Genomic DNA, 19,427 nt, shown 5'->3' on the forward strand with positions numbered 1-19,427 from the left:
TCGGCTGCGGTCCATGAAGCTGTTCCACGAACCCACCGGAGAAGAACTGGAACTGGTGCAGTCGCTCAAGCGCCGCGAGCGACGCCTCGGCGCCGGCGAGGCCTTGATTCACGAAGGGCAGACCGACGCACCGCTTTACACGCTGCTGCAGGGCTGGGCCTTCCGCTACAAGACGCTCAGCGACGGGCGCCGGCAGATCCTCAGCTTTCTGCTGGCCGGTGATTTCATCGGCGTTCAACAGAAGATGGGCGACGCCGCCGCGCATGGGGTCGAGACGCTCACCGAGGCGCTGTTCTGCGTGTTCCAGCGCGATGCGCTGTGGGAACTGCACCGGCGCAGCCCGATGATGGGCTTCAACGTCACCTGGCTCACCGCGCACGAGGAGTCGATGGTCGACGACACGCTGCTGTCCGTCGGCCGCCGCAGTGCCGAGGAACGCATCGCCTCGATGCTCATCCTGCTGTTCAAGCGCGCCGCAGCGTTGCAGGCCGACGCGGGGGCCGGTGGCGTCGACTTTCCGCTGACACAACAGCACATCGCCGACGGCCTGGGCCTGTCGCTGGTGCACACCAACAAGACGCTGCGCAAGCTCGAGCGACGCGGCCTGCACCGCATTGCCGACGGGCGGCTGCACCTGCGCGACGTGAAGGCGATGGCCCGGCTGGCCGACCTCTACGGTGACGGCCGCCCGCCGGCGCGCCCGCTGGTCTGATCGCCTCTGGCCTGGCGCGCCGACAATGCCTGCGTCGCGGCATCCCCCCGCCGTTGACCCCATCGAGAGTCCGCGTTGCACAGTCGGAGGCATCCCATGTGGAAAGTCGTCGTCACCGCGTTGATCGCATTGACCGGTCTGCCGGCCGTGGCTGCGGAGGTGGTCTACATCAAGCGGTCCGAGTTGTGGGCCCATGACTTCGGCCAGCAGTTGGGGCAGGGGGTCGGTCAGTACGCCGAATGGAATGGCCATGTGTCCAGACGCGATGCCGACCAGGTCAGACTCGGCGAGTTGAAGAAGGCGATCGCGGCCTGCAACAACCAGTGCGCAGATCGGCAGCGCCTCGTCACGGAGGCCGATGAACTCGACGCGCGGCTCAAGCAGTTCGACAACATGCTCTGCGGCACATTCCGCGCTCTGAAGCAACTCAGCACGCCGGCCAGAGATGCCGCCATCATGAAAGCCTTCCGGATCGGCCACATCTGCCCCGATCTTGCCGACAAGGACAACGCCACGCTCGACCGCGAGTTCTTCGAGAAACAACGGAAACGGATTGCGGCAGGCGACCTCAACGCCTATGCCGACATGGGCATGCGGCATCTCGATGACCGCGACAGGACCTGGCTGGAGCGCAGTCAGGCAGGCTGTGCCTTGCTGTACCGCGGCGCGGTGCTCGGCAACGCGCGGTCGACCAGGGCGCTGGCCTACTATTGCATGAATGCCGAAACCAGCACCGAGGACGAGCGCAAGGCCTTCGTCGCCCTGCTCAGGGCCTGCTCCGACCGGGGCGAAAACACCTGCACCGGGTACCTGGGGGCCCTGTACCACCCGGTGGAGAACCGGGCCAGGAACGCCCCCTTCCCCGTCGATGAAAAGGAGGCCCTTCGCCTGTGGGACCTGGCCGCGTCCAGGGGCGATGCCGGCAGTGAAACGAGTGCGCTTCAGCTGCGCCAGCGGATGAGATCGCAGGAATCCATGGCCACCCCGTCACCCTGGATCAAGGAGCCGATCGAACGCCCACCCCGCCCCCAGGCCGCGGTGGCCGAGCCTGCCGTCGAAGAGTCCCGGTCAGCGCCCGCAGCGCGCCGCCCGTCACGTGAGGCTGCAGCCCTTCGAGCCTCTGCGCAGTGCGAGAGGCTGGCCGAGATCGTGGAGCGCCACAGGCAGGCAGCGCAAGCCGACGCGTCCAGGCAGCGGCGGCTGGCAGCGTCGACGAAGGCCTACGCGCGAAGGTGTTCGGACCGCTAGCAGGCGTGGCTGATCCCGCCTGTGCGCGCGACGTCGCTGGCGTCGCCGCTGGCATCGCAATGGGTGCGGCGGCCCTGAACAACCCTGCTGCGCCTGGACTCAATACCCGACTGGCGACACAAGTGGTAGGGTGCTGGCAATCCCTTCATGCCAAGGAGCACCTGATGTCCGAACTCACCATCGCCCAAAGGGACAAGCTGATGGCCGACCTGCGCGTGGTCGTTGCCGACGCCGAAGAATTGCTGAAGCTCACCGCCGGAGAAATGAGCGAAAGCTCGGTCGGCCTGCGCGACCGGCTGCAGCAGCGGCTGACGGATGCCAAGCACAGCCTGCTGACGCTGCAGGCCTCGGCCACCGAGAAGGCGAAGGCCGCCGGCCACGCCGCCGACGACTACGTGCACGACCATCCGTGGCAGTCGGTGGCCATCGGTGCGGCCGTCGGTGTCGTCGTGGGCCTGCTCATCGGCCGGCGTTGAAGGCCGGGCCGGACACCTCCCGGCCATGACGCCCCCGGCCAGCCCCGCGGGCCTGTTCGCCTCGCTGCGCCGCCTGGCCGGCACGGCGCTGGAGATCGCCCGTGTGCGGCTGGAACTTCTGGCCAGCGAGTTGGAGCAGGAAAAGCTGCGCCTGTTCGATGCGCTGGTCATCGGCGCCATCGGCTTGGTCATGGTGGGCCTGTCGATGGTGCTCGTGGTGGGCTTCGTCGTGATGCTGTTCCAGGAAGGCTACCGGCTGCCGGCCGTGGGTGTCCTGGCGCTGGCCTTCGGCCTCGGCGGGGCCTGGGTGCTGCGGCGCGCCCGCGAGGCGCTGCGCGCCGGCGACGGCGGGCCCTTCGCGTTGACGCTGGGCGAACTGCGGCGCGACGAAGCCGGGCTCGGCGCCGCCGCCGCCACGCCGCCTGCGGCCCCGGCGGGCGACGTCGCGCCCGCGCGGCGCGGGGACGGCGCGGCGTGATCCACGGCACCCGCGCCAATGCACTGGCCGTGCGCCAGCGCGCGCTGTTGTTGCGCAGCGCGCAACTGCGCGCGCAGTTCGCGGCCGATGTGCAGTTGCTGGCGCCGCCGCTGCGACTGGTCGACCAGGTGCAGGCCGGCTGGCGCTGGCTGCGCGCCCACCCGGCCGTGCCGGTGGCACTGCTGGTGTCGCTGGCGGTGCTGCGGCCACGCCGCGCGCTGCGCTGGGGGCTGCGGCTGTGGTGGGGCTGGCAGACGGTCCAGCGGTTCCAGCGGCGGCTTCAGGCCTTGCGCTGACCGAACGGGTGCCGGCGGCGCGCAAGCGCCCGGCGCTGCGCCGTATGCTCGCGCGGTTCGTGTCCACGACCGGTACCGCACCATGAGCAATGCGCCCCTCGTCGAGATCGACCTCGCCGCCTTCTGGCGCGACCCCTACCCCGCGCTGGCGGCCATGCGGCGCGACCACCCGATCGCCCACGTGCCGCAGCTCGGCGCCACGCTGTTCACCCGGCGCGCCCACATCGTCGAGCTGGAGAAGCTGACCGAGGTGTTCAGCTCGCACCAGCCGCAGGGCCTGATGAACCGGCTGATGGGCCTCAACATGATGCGCAAGGACGGCGCGGCGCACATCGCCGAGCGCAAGCCGATGCTCGCCGCGCTGGGCCCGCAGGCGGTCCGCACGCACTGGGAGCCGATCTTCCGCGCCGACACGCAGCGCGTGCTCGACGCGCTGGCGCCGCTGGGGCGGGCCGAGCTGGTGGCCGACTGTGCGATGCCGGTGTCGGCCCACGCCCTGCGCGCGCTCACCGGCCTGGTCAACATGCGCTGGCAGGACATGGACGCCTGGTCGCAGGCGATGATCGACGGCATCGCCAACTATGCGGGTGATCCGGCGATCGAGGCGCGCTGCCATGCGGCCACCGCCGGCATCGATGCCTGCATCACCGAGGCCATGCCGCGGCTGCTGCGCGCACCCGACCCGAGCCTGCTGTCGGTGATGTTGCGCGCCGGGCTGCCCGAGGACAGCGTGCGGGCCAACATCAAGCTCAGCATCAGCGGCGGGCAGAACGAGCCGCGCGATGCCATCGCCGGCGCGGTGTGGGCCCTGCTCGCCCATCCCGCGCAGTTGGCCAGCGTGCGGCGCGGCGACGTCACGTGGCGACGGGTGTTCGACGAGTACGTGCGCTGGATCTCGCCGATCGCGATGAGCCCGCGCCGCGTCGCGCAGCGCCACACCGTCGACGGCGTGACGCTGGAGCCCGAGGACCGGGTGTTCTTCATGTTCGGCTCGGCCAACCGCGACGAGGCCTTCTTCGACGACCCCGACCGCTTCGACCTGGGACGCAACGACAGCGGCGCGCACATCGCCTTCGGTGCCGGCCCGCACTACTGCGCCGGGGCGGCGGCGTCGAAGTCGCTGATCGCCGAGGTGGCGTTGCCGGCGATCTTCGAACGCCTTCCCGGCCTGCGGCTGGCCCCTGGCGCCGACGTGCGCTTCGGCGGCTGGGCCTTCCGCGGGCCGCTGTCCTTGCCCGTGTGCTGGGGTTGACGCCGCACCGCACGCCTCAAGGCGTGATGGCGACCTTCAGCACGCCGTCGCGCTGATGCCCGAACAGGTCGTAGGCCTTCTCGATGTCGTCGAGCTTGAAGCGGTGGGTGACCATCGGGCCGAGATCGACGCGCCCCGACTGGATCACCGACATCAGTCGGCGCATGCGTTCCTTGCCCCCGGGGCACAGGCTCGTGACGATCTGGTGGTCGCCGAGTCCGGCGGCGAACGCGCCCAGCGGGATCACGAGGTCGGTCGAATAGACGCCCAGGCTCGACAGGGTGCCGCCCGGCCGCAGCACGCGCAGGCAGGCTTCGAAGGTGGCCTGCGTGCCCAGCGCCTCGATGGCGACGTCCACGCCGCGCCCGTCGGTCAGGCGCATGATCTCCTCGACCGGGTCGGTGCGGCTGCTGTCGACGACGTGGTCGGCCCCCATGCGGCGCGAGATCTCGAGCCGGTTGGCCAGCCGGTCCACGCCGATCACCAGCGTCGCGCCGCTCAGCTTGGCGCCGGCCGTGGCGCACAGGCCGATCGGCCCTTGCGCGAACACGGCCACCGTGTCGCCGATGCGGATGTTGGCCCGCTCGGCACCGCTCAGCCCGGTGGACATGATGTCCGGGCACATCAGCACCTGTTCGTCGCTGAGTTCGTCGGGCACCGCGGCGAGGTTGGTCATGGCGTCGGGAACCAGCACGTACTCGGCCTGGCAGCCGTCGATGGTGTTGCCGAACCGCCAGCCCCCGAGGGGCTTCCACCCGTGGACGGTGCCTGCTCCGTCCTGCGAGCCGCAGCCGCACTGGCAGGCATTGCTCCAGCCACTGGGTGTGATGGCGCCGGCGATCACCCGCTGCCCTTCGCGGTAGCCCTGCACTGCCGAGCCGAGCTTGTGGATGACACCCACCGGCTCATGGCCGACCGTCAGCCCGCGGGCGACCGGGTACTCGCCCTTGAGGATGTGCACGTCGGTGCCGCAGATGGTGGTGGTGGTGACCTTGATCAGCGCGTCGAGCGGGCCGACATCCGGGATCCGCTTGTCCTCGAGCACGATGCGTCCGGGTTCGACGAACACCGCTGCCTTCATCATTGCCATGGAGTCGCTCCTGTGGGTTGCCGGGCCCGGTTCGATTCCTCGGCGGCCGAGCCTGTTCCCCCGTGCGCGTGCGCGAACTTTGTGCGGCGTCAATGAGGGGCTCGACCCTGCGCGGCGCAGGCTGCCCTTCAACGATGAAGAAGTCCGGCTCGGGCAGTTCACGAGCGGCACCGGCTGGGCGCGGAATGCGGCCGCTGCGCCCGTGGCGCCAGGCCCGGGCCGGATGGGCTCATCAGCCCCACACGTCCAGCGGCGGATCGGCGGCCAGCGCGCGCAGCAGGTCGGTGCGCGAGACGAAGCCGAGCACCTCGCCGCCGTCGCCGGACACCGGCACGCCGGGCAAGCCGGTGTGCAGCAGCAGCGCGGCGACTCGGCGCAGGTCGGTGTCGGGGGCGGTGCTGGGCACGGGCGACCACATCACGGCCGTCACCGGCTGCGACAGGCGGGCCGACTCCGACGCCGCGCCGGGCGGCTCCAGCGAAGCGGCCGGCATCAGTTCCGCCCGGCCGACCATGCCGACCAGGCGGCCCTCGGCGTCCACCACCGGTGCCTGGGAGATGCCCTGGCGGGCCAGCATCTGCCAGGCCGCCCGCAGGCTGGCCTCGGCCGGCACCGTGAACGCCGGGCTGCTCATCACATCGGCCGCGCAGGTCAGCGGCCGGCGCACGTGCGTGGCCGCCGCCTGGCCGTAGGCCTGCACCGCCTCCACGCCCAGGGCGTGGCCGCTGCCGCCCGAGGGCAGGGCCGTCGACGGGCTCGCGTCTGCGCCCATGGGGGCGGTGCGCCGCACCCGTGCGGGGCCGGTCACCAGCTGCTGCTGTCGCAACTGCTCCAAGGTGCCCGAGAACACCCAGCCCTGGATCCCATGAACATGGAACATCGCTGCTTCTCCCGCGGCCCGCGCGACCGCTCACACCCCACCCAGGTACACCCGTGCCGCGTTCAAGGCGTAGGTCGCGGCGAGGCCGACACTGACCCAGCTGACCACGCGAAGGGTGCGCCCCTGCGGCCGCATCACCAGGCCGATGATCACCAGACCCGTCATCACCAACGCCGTGGCCGCGGTGCCCGCGTGCACCGGTGCGGCGTCGGCGAGCAGGGGGCCGCGCACGTAGAACGCATCGTCCACCGCCAGGATCATGACGTTGAACAGGTTGCTGCCCAGCAGGTTGCCGATGGCCATGTCCAGCGCCCCGAGCCGCAACGCGCCGAGGGTGACGGCCATCTCGGGCAGGGTGGTCACGATGGCCATCAGCACGGTGCCGACGAAGCTTCGCGACAGCCCCGCTTCGCTTGCCAGGCCGTCGGCCACCTGGGGCAGCCAGCTGCCCGCCGCCAGCACCACTAGCGCGGCCAGGCCGAACCGGCGCCACTCGTCCCGCGTCTGACCGGCGGGTGCCGGCGTGCGTGTGGCCGTGCCGGCGGCCATGGCCTGTCGCTCGTGCGCGTGCACCCCTTTCAGCGCCAGCAGGTACAGCGCCAGCAGCATGGGGCTGTAGACGCCGACGTGCAGCACCGCCGGTGCCCGCGTGCCGGTGACCAGGCTCAGCGCGACGAAGCCCAGCATCACCACGCCGAAGCCGGCCGACAACAGGTGCGTGGCGCTGGCCTCGCGGTACATCGGCTGGTGGCGCTGCAAGGCATCGACGACGACGAGGAACAGCAGGTTGACGACACAGGCGCCGAGGGCGTTGCCCACGGCCAGGTTGGGCGCGTCGACCATGGCCACCGCACTGATGCCCGAGGCCAGCTCGGGCAGCGAGGTCACCGTGGCCAGCAGCGCCAGGCCGACCCAGCCGCGTCCCCAGCCGTTGGCCTCGGCCAGCGCATCGGCGCTGCGGCTGAGCACGTAGCCGGCCCGTGCGATCAGCACGGCGCAGAGGGCGAACTGGACGAGCAGCCAGCCGAGCGTCATGGCCGCGGTCGGTGCATCGTGCGCACCCAGAGCTTGCGGACCTCTTCCACCCACAGCACCAGGCTGGCCAGGCCCAGCAGCGGCAGCAGCGAGGCCAGCGGCAGCGGCACGGTGTGGAACAGCGTGTTCAGGGCGGGCACGTAAAGCACGGCCGCCTGCAGCGCGATGCTCAGCGACAGCCCGAGCGCCAGCCAGCGGTTTCGCAGCAGTCGCGGGCCCAGCGCCGAGGCGACAGCCGACTGGCAGTTCAGCACGTTGAACCAGCAGCACATCGCCAGCACGGTGAAGGTCTCGGTGCGCACCAGTTCTTCAGGCACGCCCAGCGACAGCCTCCAGGCGAACCAGCCGAAGCTCACCGCGGCGATCGTCGGTGTCATCAGCGCCACGCGCCCCAGCAACTCGCGGCCGAGCAGCGGGTCGTCGCGCGGCACCGGCTGGCGGCGCATCTCGTCGCCGTCGGGCGGCTCCATCACCAGGTTCACCGTCACCGTGCCTTCGGTGACGATGTTGATCCACAGGATCTGCACCGCGGCCAGCGGCAGCGGATAACCGGCCAGCAGCGCGGCCAGCAGGATCAGCAACGCGGCCATCGAGGTGGCGAACAGGTACAGGATGACCTTCTTCAGGTTGCCATAGACGATCCGACCTTCCTCCACGGCGCCGACGATGGTGGAGAAGTTGTCGTCGGTGATGACGATCTTGGCCGCGCTCTTGGCCACCTCGGTGCCGGTGATGCCCATGGCCACGCCCACGTCGGCGCGCGCCAGCGCGGGGGCGTCGTTGACGCCATCGCCGGTCATCGCGACCACCTCGCCGCAAGCCTGCAGTGCCTCGACGATGCGCAGCTTCTGCGCCGGCTGCACGCGGGCGAACACCGCGATGCCGGGCAGCGCGGCACGCAGGTCGGCCTCGCCCATGCGTTCGAGTTCGGGGCCGTCCACGGCGCGGTAGGCGCCGCCGGGTGAGCCCTCGCGGTAGGCGCCGCCGGGTGAGCCCTCGCGGTAGGCGCCGCCTGGTGAGCCCTCGCGGTAGGCGCCGCCCGGTGAGCCCTCGCGGTAGGTGCCGCCCGGTGAGCCCTCGCGCTCGCCGTCGCCCGCGATGCCGAGTTCACGGGCGATGGCCAGGCCGGTGAGCTTGTGGTCGCCCGTCACCATGATCGGCCGAATGCCGGCGGCCCGGCACTCGGCGACCGAGACCTTGACCTCTTCGCGCGGTGGATCGATCTGGCCAACCAGGCCGAGCAGGCGCGCGCGGCCGGCCAGCGCGTCGAAGCCGGCCGCCGCGTCGAGGCCGTCGTCGTCCACGGCGGCAAAGGCCAGCACGCGCAGCGCCTGCGTGGCCATGGCCTCCGCGGCATCGCGCGCCGCCTGCAGTGTCGTGCCGCCGTCGGCCCTGCACAGCCGCAGCACGGCCTCGGGCGCGCCCTTGATCCACACGCGGCGGGGCGCGTCGGCCATGCGGTGGCGCGTGGCCATCAGCTTGGTGTCGGAGTCGAAGGGCAGTTCGGCCTCGCGCGGCGCGGCGTGGCGCAGGGCCTCGATCGCGAGGCCGGCCTTGCGCGCCAGCACCAGCAGGGCGCCTTCGGTCGGGTCGCCAAGCACCGTCCAGCCGGCGCGGTCTTCCTCGGGCGGCAGCAACTGCGCGTCGTTGCAGAGTGCGGCGGCCATGCACAGGTCGCGCAGCGTCGGATCGGCAACGTCGGCGGCGGCCCCGCCCTCGTCGAGCGCGCCTTCGGGCACGTAGCCGATGCCGCCGACGGCGATCACGCGGCCGCCGGGCAGCCACAGCGCCACGGCCGTCATCTCGTTGCGGGTAAGCGTGCCGGTCTTGTCGCTGCAGATGATGGTGGTCGAGCCCAGCGTCTCCACCGCCGACAGCCGCCGGATGATCGCGCCGCGCTCGGCCATGCGCTGCATGCCCACGGCCAGCGCGATCGTCATCGCCACCGGCAGGCCCTCGGGCACCATCGAGACCATCTGGCTGATGGCCACCATCAACACCTCGGCCAGCGGCAGCTCGCGCCACAGGCCCAGCAGCACCACCAGCACGAACAGCCCCAGCGCCGCCCCCACCAGCGCGCGGCCGAACTGTTCGAGCCGCATCTCCAGCGGGGTCTTCGGCTCCTCGGCGTGTTCGGTGAGGCCGGCGATGCGGCCGACCTCGGTGTCGACACCGGTGGCGACGACGACGGCGCGCGCCCGCCCGGCGGTGACATGGGTGCCGGAATACACCATGCAGTGGCGGTCGGCCAGCCCGGTGGCCTCGGACACCGGGGCCACCGACTTCGACACCGGCACCGACTCGCCGGTGAGCGCGGCCTCGGCCACCTGCAGCTGGGCGTCTTCGACCAGCCGCGCGTCGGCGGCCACCGCATCGCCCGCGGCCAGCAGCACGGTGTCGCCCGGCACCAGATCGCGCGCCTCGACAACCAGTTCGCCACCGTCGCGCAGCACCCTCACGCGCAGCGCGGACAGCCGCCGCAGCGCCGCCATCGACCGCTCGGCGCGGCCTTCCTGGACGCTGCCGATCAGCGCGTTGACCAGCACCACGGCCAGGATGACCATCGCATCGCCGCGATGGCCCAGTGCCACGGCCAGCACCGCGGCCACGAACAGGATGTAGATCAGCGGGCTCTTGAACTGGCGCGCAAAGGTGCGCCACAGGGGCTTGGGCGGCGGCTCGGGCAGCGCATTCGGGCCATGTCGCGCCCGGGCCTGCTGCACGGCATTCGAGTCGAGGCCCTGCCGTGGGTCGAGCTCGAAGTGGCGCAGCAACTGGTCTACCGGCAGCGCATGCCAGAGGGGGGCGATGTCATCGGTCGTCCGGCCTGCCATGGCGCTGCGCTGCGGTGGTGAGCGAGACCGATCGTCGTGTGCCTGCGAGGCGCGGGTGCTCACGGCCCGCGCACGACCAGCGTGTCGCAGTCGAGTGCGTGCAGCAGGCTCTCTGCCGTGCTGCCGAGCAGCGCCCTCGCCACCCCGCTGCGACCCTGCGATCCCAGGACCACCAGATCGACATCGGCACTGGCCACGTAATCGGACAGCAGGGCCTCCGGACTGCCGCTCTCCAGCATCTGATGCACTGCCGCTGCGACGGCTGCGGGCAGGGCCGCCGCGGCCAGGTGCGAGGCGCAATGCTCCCTCATCGCGGTCTGCCAGGAGGCGATGGCGACCGGCCCGCTGCTCGTCGCCGAGCCGGGTGGGGTGCAGGCGTGGAAGAGCGTCAGCCGGGCGTCCGCGAACCAGTGCGCGGCCAGTCGCAGGGCGTGCATCGCCGGGTCGGAGAAGTCGGTGGCCACCACGACATGCTGGTAGGCGCCTCGGGCGCGGCGCCGGACGTTCAGCACAGGCACGCGCGAGTGCCGCACCAACGCATCCGCCGTGCTGCCCAGCTGGAGGCGATCCCTGCGCGCGTCCTTGGAGATGCCCAGCACGACGAGCCCCGTGCCGCCGTCGCTCGCGTCCAGCAGCACCGCGTCGGCCGTCGTGCCGATCACGACCTTGGACGTCGCCTCGACCCCTTCCGCGGCCAGGTCGGCGCGCAGTGCCCGCTCGAGCGTTTGTGCCCAGGATTCAGGGCGGTGCCACGAGGGCACGCCGCTCGCGAGCTGGTCGTGCCGGGCGACTTCGACGGCGTGCACGACATGGGCGACGGTCAGCTCGCAGTGCCACGACCGCGCCAGCAGCGCCGCGCGGGCCAGTGCGCGGTCGCACCGTGCGCTCAGGTCGGTGGCCAGGAAGATGCGGGTGGGCAGCGGGGTGTCGGTCATCTTGGTCTCCTGGTCAGGGAAGTCGTGTGGGTGGCTGTCTGGCGGTGGAGCAAGCCCAAAGGGCCGTCGGTGGACAGCGCCCGCGGCACTCGGACGGCGCCGCACGGAACCGCTCACCCATCCACTGGAAGACTGCCCAGCGTCGTGCCGGGTTCCGGCCGCGCCATTGAGTTGAATCAACGTCGGCGGCGGGCCGGTTCGGGCGGTGCGGCGCACGCTGGGCGCTGTCCTCTGGCGCAGGCACGATCCGCAGATTTATCCGATGCGTTGGCATCGAATATTCGATCGATCGATTCACGAAGCGAGGCCTCGGCGGGATGCCCTCCAGGCGTGGTCCACGGCCGCCTGTCGGGATCGGCCGGTGCCTGTCGACGGCGGGTGGTGCCGTCGCGGCACCCTCGGGCAGCCTACTGGCGCTGGCCGGCGCGGGACGGCTTGGTGCGCACCGCCGGCTGGAACAGCTCGCCTCGGGCCGCCCGGGTGATGGCCAGCACGCAAGGGTGGGTGATGCGCCGCTCGACGGAGATGGCGTAGAAGTGCTCTTCCACCGCGTCGATCGTGCCCACGTGCTGCACCTGGTGCCGCGACTCGATCTCGTCGACCAGCACCTCCGGCCCCAGCAGGTAGCCCACGCCCCGGCGGCCGAACTCCTGCGCCAGCGCGCTGTCGTCGAACTCGGCGACGATGCGCGGATGCAGTCCCTGCGACTTGAACCAGGTGCGCAGGCGCTGCCCGACGGCGGAATCCTCGCCGGGCATCAGCAGCGGCGCGCCGTTCAGGCAATCGGGGAAGGGCTTGCGAGAGCGCGCCTTCAAGGCACGGGCCGCGAAGACGCCGATGCGCGATCCCCCGAGGCGATGGCTGAAGGCCTTGACGCTGACCGCGGGCGGCAAGGGGGCATCGGCGATCACCAGGTCGAGCGTGTGCACCGCCAGTTCGGACAGCAGGCGATCGAGCCGCCACTCGCGGCAGACGATGCGCACCGGCTGCTCGACCGCCAGTGCGGGTTCCACGAGGCGGTAGGCGATGGACTTGGGCACCGCGTCCGCCACACCGATGCGGAAGTCCAGGGTCCGTCCGGCCTGCGCCTTCTCGCGCACCGCCGCCTCCAGCTCGGAGCCGAGCGAGAAGATCTCCTGTGCGTAGGTCAGGGCCAGCCGGCCGGTCTCGGTCAACTCGAGGCGACGGCCGACCTTCTCGAACAGCGCGCCGCCGAGCCGGTCGGCCAGCAACTGGATCTGCCCGCTGATGGTCTGCGGCGTCAGGTGCAACTGTCGGCTGGCCGCGGCCACGCTGCCGGTCTCTGCCACCTGAAGGAAGTAGTGAAGGTGCTTGTAGTTCATGACAGGCCTCAGATTTATCCGATGGAACAGAATCGATTAATCGAGTTTACGGGCCATTGTTCGGGCCCTACATTGCGTCCGAGCGATCGAGGTGGGGGGCAGAAAAGGACGCAAGATGGACATCCGGTTCCAGGCTTCGACGACCCGCACGGGTGTCGATCTCGCAGCGCATGCGCGCAGGTGTCTCCAGGTCGGCATGCAGCATCGCAGCGACCGGGTGGAGCACATCGAGGTCAGGTTCGGCGACGCGCGAGAACGCCGCCCCCACCAGGACAGCTACTGCATCGTGCGCCTGAAGCTCCACGGGGCGTCGGCGGCCACCGTGGTGCAGGTGGGCGCGGATGCCTACAGCGCGATCGATCGCGCGGCCGATCGCGCCTGCCGCCTGGCCGAGGAGCAACTGCGCCTGGCCGGCCTCCCGAAGGCCTGGCCGGCCGCGCCGGCCATCGCGTTCGTGGCATGACGTTTCCGCCCCTGGTTTCGATGGACCGATGCCGATGGGCGGTCGCGGCCTGCGCTGTCCGACGGAACTCGGGCCTTCGCCACGGCTCTCAGGGGGATCACCCCGAGGCGCTCGCGGCGGCATGGCCGGCGCGCCTCAGACCGATTGTCATGACGAAGGGAAACAATGAAGCATCCTGTGCCGGCATCCGACGAAGCCTTGGCCCACGCGCTGGCGATGATGGTGGCGGCCAACGGCCGAATCGACGAGCAAGAACTGAGCACGCTCGCCCAACTCGATGCATTCCGGCGGGTCGGGGTGAGTCGTGAGCGCTTCGTCGACATCGCCCACGCCTGCGTGGCAGACGTTGGCGCTCACCTGTGCGATCGCTCCTGGCTCGGCGCCGATCACAAGGCCTACATCGACGCACTGCTCGATGCCGTTCCAAGCGACGAGGGCCGCCTCCTCGTGTGTCGCCTCGCCGCGGCGGTCATCACGGCGGATGGGCGGGTGACGCATGACGAGCGCCTGGTCTACGACCACGCCCTGACGCGCTGGCGCATCACCCAATCCGACGTGACGCAGGCCATCCTCCACGACCCGGTTCGGTGAGCCGCGCGCGGCCGGCGGTGCGCCGCCGCCGGCGGCCGCACGGGCGCGGGCCCCGCAGCACCCCTGCCGGCCCGGGCCCGGCTGTCGCATGATGTCGGCCTGACGGCCCACCGCGCACCCCAGCCATGACCCTCGACGAGACCGACCGCCGCCTGATCGCCTTGCTGCGGCAGGACGCGCGCCTGCCGCTGGCCACGCTGGCCACCAAGCTCGAGGTGTCGCGCGGCACGGTCAGCAACCGGCTGCGCCGGCTCGAGGACGCCGGCCTGATCATCGGCTACACGGTGCAGCTGCGGCCCGAGGCGCGGCCCGACGAGATCCGCGCCTGGATGGGCATCCTGGTCGAGGGCAACCAGACGCGGCTGGTCATCGCCAGCCTGCTGGGCGAACCCGGCGTGGCGGCGCTGCACGACACCAACGGCCGCTGGGACCTGCTGGCCGAGCTGCGCACCGGCTCGATGGCCGAGCTGTCGCAGGTGCTCGAACGCATCCGCCTGCTCAAGGGCATCCGCAGCACCGAGACGAGCATCCACCTGGCCACCTACCGCTGACTTGCGGGGGCCGCGCACCGCAGGCACTGGCATGGTGCTTGCGACGACCGCGGGGTGACCTCCGAGCCCCCGACGCGCACGCCCGATCCGCTGGAAACACCGGCCGAGCGTCCGCTCGTACCCGCGGCCGGCCCCGCACCCGCCGTGCCCACCCGCGACGCCGCGAGCCTGGCGCTGCTGCTCGAATCCACCGGCGAGGGCATCTACGGCATCGACCGCGACGGGCGCTGCACCTTCATCAACCGCGCGGCGGCGCAGATGCTGGGCTACCGCACCGAACAGGTGCTCGGGCAGAACATGCACCGCCTCGTGCACCACACCCATGCGGACGGCCGCGACTACCCCGAGCATGACTGCCCCATCCTGAACGCCTACCGGCAGGGCCTGCCCTGCCGCATCGACCACGAGGTGTTCTGGCGCGCCGATGGCCGCCCCTTCGACGCCGAATACTCCAGCTACCCGGTGATCGAGGCCGGTGAGGTGGGCGGCGCGGTGATCACCTTCGTCGACATCACCGAGCGCAAGCGCGCCGAGCGCGCGCTGCAGCAGGCCAAGCAGGCGCTGGAGCGCACCAACGACGAACTCGAGCACCGCGTCGCCGAGCGCACCCACGCGCTGAGCGACGCGTTGACGCGGCTGCGCGAGCTGTCGGCCTGGCTCGAGACGGTGCGCGAATCCGAGCGCACGCGCATCGCGCGCGAGATCCACGACGAACTGGGCTCGCTGCTGGTGGCGCTGAAGATGGACGTGAACTGGATCGGCCGCCGCGTCGACGACCGCCCGCCGCTGGCCGCCAAGTGCGCCGGCATGGGCCGGCTGATCGACACCGCGGTGGACAAGGTCGGCCGCATCATCACCGACCTGCGGCCCAGCATCCTCGACCACCAGGGCCTGTGGGCGGCGCTCGAATGGCAGGCGCAGGAGTTCATCGACCGCTTCGAGTGGCAGGCCGATCTGCGCGTGGTGGTGGCCGCCGGCGTGCTGCCGCCGCAGGGCGGGCAGGCGATCGCGGTGTTCCGCATCTTCCAGGAGATGCTGTCCAACGTGGCCCGGCATGCGCAGGCCACGCGGGTGGCCATCCGCATCACGGTGGACAGCCCGCCCGACCCGGTGCTGTGGGTCGAGGTGCAGGACGACGGCGTCGGCGCCACCGTCGCGGCGCTGGAGGCCCCGCGCAGTTACGGCGTGATGGGCATGCGCGAGCGCGCGGGCCACCACGGCGGGGTGCTGACGTTCCGCAGCGCGCCCGGCGCCGGCACCTGCGTGCGGCTGGTGATGCCGCTGCACGACGAGGCGCCGCACGACGCGGCCGTCCCCGAGGCCCCGCCGCCATGACCGTGCGCGTGCTGATCTGCGACGACCACGCCATCGTGCGTCAGGGCATTCAGCAGATGCTGGCCGATGCGGCCGACATCGCGCTGGCCGGCGAGGCCGCCGACGGCGCCGAGGGCGTGGCCGCGGTGCGCCGCGCCGCGGCCGGCGGTGCGCCGATCGACGTGGTGCTGCTCGACATCGCGATGCCGCGGCGCGACGGGCTGGACGTGCTGCGCCAGCTGAAGGACGAGTTCCCGCGGCTGCCGGTGCTGATCCTGTCGACCTACCCCGACCGGCAGTACGCGGTGCGCAGCCTCAAGCTCGGCGCCGCGGGCTACCTCAACAAGAGCGCGGACTCCGAGCAGATCATTGCCGCCATCCGCAAGGTGGCCGGCGGGGGCCTGTTCATCACGCCGACCATCGCCGAGCTGCTGGCCGCGTCGGTGGGCAACGCCGGCGTGCAGCCGCCGCACGAGACGCTGTCGCACCGCGAGCACCAGGTCTTCGGCCTGCTGGCCAGCGGGCGCAGCGTGGGCGAGATCGCCGGGCAGCTGTCGCTGTCGTCGAACACCGTCAGCACCTACCGCGCCCGCATCCTCGAGAAGACCGGCGTGCGCAACGACGTCGAGCTGGCCCTGTATGCCGTGCGCCACCAGCTGCACGGCGTGTAGGGCTGGCACTACACGCGATCGGTGCGCCCGTCGATGGCGCGCGGTCCTCGTCCCGCCTACCGTTCAACCCAGCACCGGAGAGCCCGCATGACCCCAACCCACGACCCCTACGACGCCGACCGCCCCCTGATGCTGCGCTGCGCCTGCGGGCAGGACCATGCCCCGCGCGACCACGCCACCGACGCCGTCGACCCCGACGAGATGGGCCGCAACTTCATCGAGGCCAGCCTGGTGAAGGCGCTGTTCCCGCAGGAGCCGGTGCGCCGCGCCTTCCTGAAGGCGGTGGGCCGGCGCGGCGCCATGGCGGCCATCGCCAGCGTGCTGCCGATCGCGTCGCTGCAGGCCATGGCGCAGGACAGGAAGGCGCCCGAGAAGAAGGACCTGAAGATCGGCTTCATCGCCATCACCTGCGCCACGCCGCTGATCATGGCCGACCCGCTGGGCTTCTACCGCCAGCAGGGCCTGAACGTGCAGCTCAACAAGACGGCGGGCTGGGCGCTGATCCGCGACAAGATGCTCAACAAGGAGCACGACGCCAGCCACTTCCTGAGCCCGATGCCGCTGGCCATCAGCATGGGCCTGGGCAGCACGCAGGTGCCGATGAACGTGGCCACCATCCAGAACACCAACGGCCAGGCCATCACGCTGCACGTCAAGCACAAGGACAAGCGCGACCCGAAGAGCTGGAAGGGCTTCAAGTTCGCCGTGCCCTTCGAGTACAGCATGCACAACTTCCTGCTGCGCTACTACGTGGCCGAGGCGGGGCTGAACCCCGACACCGACATCCAGATCCGCGTGACGCCGCCGCCCGAGATGGTGGCCAACCTGCGCGCCGGCAACATCGACGGCTTCCTCGGGCCCGACCCCTTCAACCAGCGCGCGGTGTACGACGAGGTGGGGTTCATCCACATCCTGAGCAAGGAGATCTGGGACGGCCACCCCTGCTGCGCCTTCGGCGTCAGCGAGGCCTTCATCGCGCAGAACCCGGCCACCTTCGCGGCGCTGTACCGCGCCGTGCTCACCGCCGCGGCCATGGCCCGCGAGGCCAAGAACCGCGAGCTGATCGCCAAGGTCATCAGCCCCACGGCCTACCTCAACCAGCCCGAGACGGTGATCGCGCAGGTGCTCACCGGCAAGTTCGCCGACGGCCTGGGCGGCGTGAAGACCGTGCCCGACCGCGCCGACTTCGACCCCGTGCCCTGGCAGAGCATGGCCGTGTGGATGCTCACGCAGATGAAGCGCTGGGGCTACCTCAAGGGCGACGTCAACTACAAGCAGATCGCCGAGAAGGTGTTCCTGATGACCGACGCGCGCAAGCACATGGCCGAGCTGGGCCAGAAGGCGCCGGCGGCCTCGGCCGCGTACCCCAAGTTCAAGATCATGGGCCGCGAGTTCGACCCGGCCAAGGCCGACGAGTACGCGAAGAGCTTCGCCATCTCGAAGCTGTCGGCCTGAGCAGGCACGCCATGACCGAACGCTGGAAGGCGGCACTGCTGTCGCTGCTGCTGCTGGCGCTGCTGCTGGGCGCCTGGCAGCTGGCCACGCAGGCCAAGGGCGGTGGCACACCGGCGCCCGCGGCGGCGTCGATGACGCCCGAGCAGATCGAGTACGCCAAGCTGATGGGCAAGGACCCCACTGCCGGCGCGGCGGTCAAGAAAAGCGACGGCTTCCCCACGCCGGCGCAGCTGGGCGAGGCCGTGGTGCGCAACCTGGCCAGCCCCTTCTACGACAACGGCCCCAACGACAAGGGCATCGGCATCCAGCTGGGGCATTCGCTGCTGCGCGTGGCCCTGGGCTTCGGCATCGCGGCGCTGGTGGCCGTGCCGCTGGGCTTCGTCATCGGCATGAGCCCGCTGCTGTACCGCGCGCTCGACCCCTTCATCCAGGTGCTCAAGCCGATCTCGCCGCTGGCCTGGATGCCGATCGCGCTGTACACGATCAAGGACTCGTCGATCTCGGGCGTCTTCGTGATCTTCATCTGCTCGATCTGGCCGATGCTGATCAACACCGCCTTCGGCGTGGCCGGCGTGCGGCGCGAATGGCTCAACGTGGCCAAGACGCTGGAGGTGAAGCCGCTGCGCAAGGCCTTCGAGGTCATCCTGCCGGCCGCCGCGCCCACCATCCTGACGGGCATGCGCATCAGCATGGGCATCGCCTGGCTGGTGATCGTGGCCGCCGAGATGCTGGTCGGCGGCACCGGCATCGGCTACTTCGTCTGGAACGAGTGGAACAACCTGTCGCTGACCAACGTGATCTTTGCGATCCTGGTCATCGGCGTGGTCGGCATGTTGCTCGACCTGATGTTCGCGCGGCTGCAGCGGGCGGTGACCTATGTCGACTGACACCAGCCGCCCCTTCCTCGAGGTCGCCGGGCTGGCCAAGCGCTTTCCCGGCGCCACCGAGCCGGTGTTCGACGGCGTCAACTTCAGCATCGGCCGTGGCGAGTTCGTCTGCATCATCGGCCACTCGGGCTGCGGCAAGACCACCATCCTGAACGTGCTGGCCGGGCTGGACCGCGCCAGCGACGGCACGGTGATCATGGACAACCGCGAGGTCGTCGGCCCCAGCCTCGAGCGTGGCGTCGTCTTCCAGGGCCATGCGCTGATGCCCTGGCTCAGCGTGCGCGCCAACATCGCCTTCGCGGTGCGCAGCAAGTGGCCCGACTGGAACCGCGCGCAGGTCGACGCGCAGGTGCAGAAGTTCGTCGCGATGGTGGGGCTGTCGCCGGCCATCGACAAGAAGCCCAGCCAGCTGTCGGGCGGCATGAAGCAGCGCGTGGGCATCGCGCGGGCCTTCGCCATCCAGCCCAAGATGCTGCTGCTCGACGAGCCCTTCGGCGCGCTCGACGCGCTGACGCGCGGCACGATCCAGGACGAGCTGCTGCGCATCTGCGCCGAGACCCACCAGACGGTGTTCATGATCACGCACGACGTGGACGAGGCCATCCTGCTGGCCGACACCATCCTGCTGATGAGCAACGGCCCGCAGGCGCGCATCGCCGAGGTGGTGCGCAACCCGCTGCCGCGCTCGCGCGAGCGCGCCACGCTGCACCACGAGCCGCTGTTCTACGCCGTGCGCAACCACCTGGTCGACTTCCTCGTCACCCGCTCGAAGACCCTGTCGCACGGCAAGGCACCCGAGCACCCGCCCGAGGTGCGGCCCGGCGTCGAGGCCGGGCCCGCGCCGGCTTTCGACCCCGCCCACCCGCCGGCCACGCCGCGCGTGGCGCTGCAGCGCGTGGTCTGACCCACCCCCGAA

General features: G+C 71.0%; 20 protein-coding genes. 14 read left to right on the forward strand and 6 right to left on the reverse strand.

Annotation, left to right across the window (positions count from 1 at the left end):
- Window positions 1–13 precede the first annotated feature (13 nt).
- The 6 genes from EOINJALH_RS30800 to EOINJALH_RS30825 all read left to right on the forward strand — a co-directional run bounded on the left by EOINJALH_RS30800 (window position 14) and on the right by EOINJALH_RS30825 (window position 4,462).
- A complete protein-coding gene (locus EOINJALH_RS30800; RefSeq protein ID WP_234414123.1) occupies window positions 14–712 on the forward strand; it encodes a Crp/Fnr family transcriptional regulator in 699 nt (232 codons plus the stop codon).
- Between the two features lie 96 nt (window positions 713–808).
- Entirely contained in the window at window positions 809–1,960 is a 1,152-nt protein-coding gene (locus EOINJALH_RS30805; protein WP_088287515.1) for a hypothetical protein, read from the forward strand.
- A 164-nt stretch (window positions 1,961–2,124) separates the two neighbouring features.
- Entirely contained in the window at window positions 2,125–2,436 is a 312-nt protein-coding gene (locus EOINJALH_RS30810; RefSeq protein ID WP_088287517.1) for a YqjD family protein, read from the forward strand.
- Between the two features lie 25 nt (window positions 2,437–2,461).
- Window positions 2,462–2,914 carry a phage holin family protein gene (locus EOINJALH_RS30815; protein ID WP_088287519.1) on the forward strand — a complete coding sequence of 151 codons (453 nt, stop codon included), beginning with the start codon at window positions 2,462–2,464 and terminating at the stop codon, window positions 2,912–2,914.
- Window positions 2,911–3,210 carry a YqjK family protein gene (locus EOINJALH_RS32095; RefSeq protein WP_158219962.1) on the forward strand — a complete coding sequence of 100 codons (300 nt, stop codon included), beginning with the start codon at window positions 2,911–2,913 and terminating at the stop codon, window positions 3,208–3,210. The genes EOINJALH_RS30815 and EOINJALH_RS32095 overlap by 4 nt, the downstream gene beginning before the upstream one ends.
- An 82-nt stretch (window positions 3,211–3,292) precedes the next feature.
- On the forward strand, window positions 3,293–4,462 hold the full coding sequence (locus tag EOINJALH_RS30825) for a cytochrome P450 (RefSeq protein WP_088287523.1): 1,170 nt from the start codon (window positions 3,293–3,295) through the stop codon (window positions 4,460–4,462).
- A 16-nt stretch (window positions 4,463–4,478) separates the two neighbouring features.
- Here the strand turns inward: EOINJALH_RS30825 and EOINJALH_RS30830 are convergent, their stop codons facing one another.
- The 6 genes from EOINJALH_RS30830 to nhaR all read right to left on the reverse strand — a co-directional run bounded on the left by EOINJALH_RS30830 (window position 4,479) and on the right by nhaR (window position 12,579).
- On the reverse strand, window positions 4,479–5,552 hold the full coding sequence (locus EOINJALH_RS30830) for an NAD(P)-dependent alcohol dehydrogenase (RefSeq protein ID WP_088287525.1): 1,074 nt from the start codon (window positions 5,550–5,552) through the stop codon (window positions 4,479–4,481).
- Window positions 5,553–5,784: 232 nt separating this feature from the next.
- Window positions 5,785–6,432 (reverse strand): HPP family protein, encoded by a 648-nt coding sequence (locus EOINJALH_RS30835; RefSeq protein ID WP_088287527.1) that lies wholly within the window; start codon window positions 6,430–6,432, stop codon window positions 5,785–5,787.
- Between the two features lie 30 nt (window positions 6,433–6,462).
- The gene (locus tag EOINJALH_RS30840; protein WP_088287529.1) at window positions 6,463–7,467 is read right to left on the reverse strand and encodes a sodium:calcium antiporter; all 1,005 of its coding nucleotides are present in this window, start codon (window positions 7,465–7,467) and stop codon (window positions 6,463–6,465) included.
- Window positions 7,464–10,301: an HAD-IC family P-type ATPase gene (locus EOINJALH_RS30845; RefSeq protein WP_088287531.1), complete on the reverse strand. Its 2,838-nt coding sequence runs from the start codon at window positions 10,299–10,301 to the stop codon at window positions 7,464–7,466. Before EOINJALH_RS30845 ends, EOINJALH_RS30840 begins: the two co-directional genes overlap by 4 nt.
- 59 nt (window positions 10,302–10,360) lie before the next feature.
- Complete coding sequence (locus tag EOINJALH_RS30850) at window positions 10,361–11,236, reverse strand: universal stress protein (RefSeq protein ID WP_088287533.1); 876 nt, start codon at window positions 11,234–11,236, stop codon at window positions 10,361–10,363.
- Between the two features lie 407 nt (window positions 11,237–11,643).
- Entirely contained in the window at window positions 11,644–12,579 is a 936-nt protein-coding gene (gene nhaR / locus EOINJALH_RS30855; protein WP_088287535.1) for a transcriptional activator NhaR, read from the reverse strand.
- A 196-nt stretch (window positions 12,580–12,775) separates the two neighbouring features.
- On the opposite strand from nhaR, the gene EOINJALH_RS30860 reads away from it, so the two are divergent.
- From EOINJALH_RS30860 to EOINJALH_RS30895, 8 genes are all read left to right on the forward strand, one after another.
- Entirely contained in the window at window positions 12,776–13,042 is a 267-nt protein-coding gene (locus EOINJALH_RS30860) for a hypothetical protein (RefSeq protein WP_088287537.1), read from the forward strand.
- A 165-nt stretch (window positions 13,043–13,207) separates the two neighbouring features.
- Window positions 13,208–13,633 carry a hypothetical protein gene (locus tag EOINJALH_RS30865; protein WP_234414124.1) on the forward strand — a complete coding sequence of 142 codons (426 nt, stop codon included), beginning with the start codon at window positions 13,208–13,210 and terminating at the stop codon, window positions 13,631–13,633.
- Window positions 13,634–13,758: 125 nt separating this feature from the next.
- On the forward strand, window positions 13,759–14,184 hold the full coding sequence (locus tag EOINJALH_RS30870) for an Lrp/AsnC family transcriptional regulator (protein WP_088287539.1): 426 nt from the start codon (window positions 13,759–13,761) through the stop codon (window positions 14,182–14,184).
- A gap of 144 nt (window positions 14,185–14,328) precedes the next feature.
- A complete protein-coding gene (locus EOINJALH_RS30875) occupies window positions 14,329–15,519 on the forward strand; it encodes a PAS domain-containing sensor histidine kinase (RefSeq protein ID WP_234414125.1) in 1,191 nt (396 codons plus the stop codon).
- Window positions 15,516–16,169: a response regulator transcription factor gene (locus EOINJALH_RS30880; RefSeq protein WP_088287541.1), complete on the forward strand. Its 654-nt coding sequence runs from the start codon at window positions 15,516–15,518 to the stop codon at window positions 16,167–16,169. Before EOINJALH_RS30875 ends, EOINJALH_RS30880 begins: the two co-directional genes overlap by 4 nt.
- Before the next feature lie 87 nt (window positions 16,170–16,256).
- Window positions 16,257–17,624, forward strand: coding sequence for a CmpA/NrtA family ABC transporter substrate-binding protein (locus EOINJALH_RS30885; RefSeq protein WP_088287543.1), 1,368 nt, complete (start codon window positions 16,257–16,259; stop codon window positions 17,622–17,624).
- 11 nt (window positions 17,625–17,635) lie between these two features.
- Window positions 17,636–18,511 (forward strand): nitrate ABC transporter permease, encoded by an 876-nt coding sequence (gene ntrB, locus EOINJALH_RS30890; RefSeq protein WP_088287545.1) that lies wholly within the window; start codon window positions 17,636–17,638, stop codon window positions 18,509–18,511.
- Complete coding sequence (locus tag EOINJALH_RS30895) at window positions 18,501–19,415, forward strand: ABC transporter ATP-binding protein (protein ID WP_088287547.1); 915 nt, start codon at window positions 18,501–18,503, stop codon at window positions 19,413–19,415. The genes ntrB and EOINJALH_RS30895 overlap by 11 nt, the downstream gene beginning before the upstream one ends.
- The last annotated feature ends 12 nt before the right edge of the window (window positions 19,416–19,427 follow it).

This window comes from Ideonella sp. A 288 (assembly GCF_002198735.1).
Taxonomy (GTDB): domain Bacteria; phylum Pseudomonadota; class Gammaproteobacteria; order Burkholderiales; family Burkholderiaceae_C; genus Pseudaquabacterium.

Excerpts from the sequence above, each read along its gene's own strand:
- EOINJALH_RS30800 (WP_234414123.1), top strand. The coding sequence starts at position 14 with ATGAAGCTGTTCCACGAACCCACCGGAGAAGAACTGGAACTGGTGCAG.
- EOINJALH_RS30805 (WP_088287515.1), top strand. The coding sequence starts at position 809 with ATGTGGAAAGTCGTCGTCACCGCGTTGATCGCATTGACCGGTCTGCCG.
- EOINJALH_RS30810 (WP_088287517.1), top strand. The coding sequence starts at position 2,125 with ATGTCCGAACTCACCATCGCCCAAAGGGACAAGCTGATGGCCGACCTG.
- EOINJALH_RS30815 (WP_088287519.1), top strand. The coding sequence starts at position 2,462 with ATGACGCCCCCGGCCAGCCCCGCGGGCCTGTTCGCCTCGCTGCGCCGC.
- EOINJALH_RS30825 (WP_088287523.1), top strand. The coding sequence starts at position 3,293 with ATGAGCAATGCGCCCCTCGTCGAGATCGACCTCGCCGCCTTCTGGCGC.
- EOINJALH_RS30830 (WP_088287525.1), bottom strand. The coding sequence starts at position 5,552 with ATGGCAATGATGAAGGCAGCGGTGTTCGTCGAACCCGGACGCATCGTG.
- EOINJALH_RS30835 (WP_088287527.1), bottom strand. The coding sequence starts at position 6,432 with ATGTTCCATGTTCATGGGATCCAGGGCTGGGTGTTCTCGGGCACCTTG.
- EOINJALH_RS30840 (WP_088287529.1), bottom strand. The coding sequence starts at position 7,467 with ATGACGCTCGGCTGGCTGCTCGTCCAGTTCGCCCTCTGCGCCGTGCTG.
- EOINJALH_RS30845 (WP_088287531.1), bottom strand. The coding sequence starts at position 10,301 with ATGGCAGGCCGGACGACCGATGACATCGCCCCCCTCTGGCATGCGCTG.
- EOINJALH_RS30850 (WP_088287533.1), bottom strand. The coding sequence starts at position 11,236 with ATGACCGACACCCCGCTGCCCACCCGCATCTTCCTGGCCACCGACCTG.
- nhaR (WP_088287535.1), bottom strand. The coding sequence starts at position 12,579 with ATGAACTACAAGCACCTTCACTACTTCCTTCAGGTGGCAGAGACCGGC.
- EOINJALH_RS30860 (WP_088287537.1), top strand. The coding sequence starts at position 12,776 with ATGCAGCATCGCAGCGACCGGGTGGAGCACATCGAGGTCAGGTTCGGC.
- EOINJALH_RS30865 (WP_234414124.1), top strand. The coding sequence starts at position 13,208 with ATGAAGCATCCTGTGCCGGCATCCGACGAAGCCTTGGCCCACGCGCTG.
- EOINJALH_RS30870 (WP_088287539.1), top strand. The coding sequence starts at position 13,759 with ATGACCCTCGACGAGACCGACCGCCGCCTGATCGCCTTGCTGCGGCAG.
- EOINJALH_RS30880 (WP_088287541.1), top strand. The coding sequence starts at position 15,516 with ATGACCGTGCGCGTGCTGATCTGCGACGACCACGCCATCGTGCGTCAG.
- EOINJALH_RS30885 (WP_088287543.1), top strand. The coding sequence starts at position 16,257 with ATGACCCCAACCCACGACCCCTACGACGCCGACCGCCCCCTGATGCTG.
- ntrB (WP_088287545.1), top strand. The coding sequence starts at position 17,636 with ATGACCGAACGCTGGAAGGCGGCACTGCTGTCGCTGCTGCTGCTGGCG.
- EOINJALH_RS30895 (WP_088287547.1), top strand. The coding sequence starts at position 18,501 with ATGTCGACTGACACCAGCCGCCCCTTCCTCGAGGTCGCCGGGCTGGCC.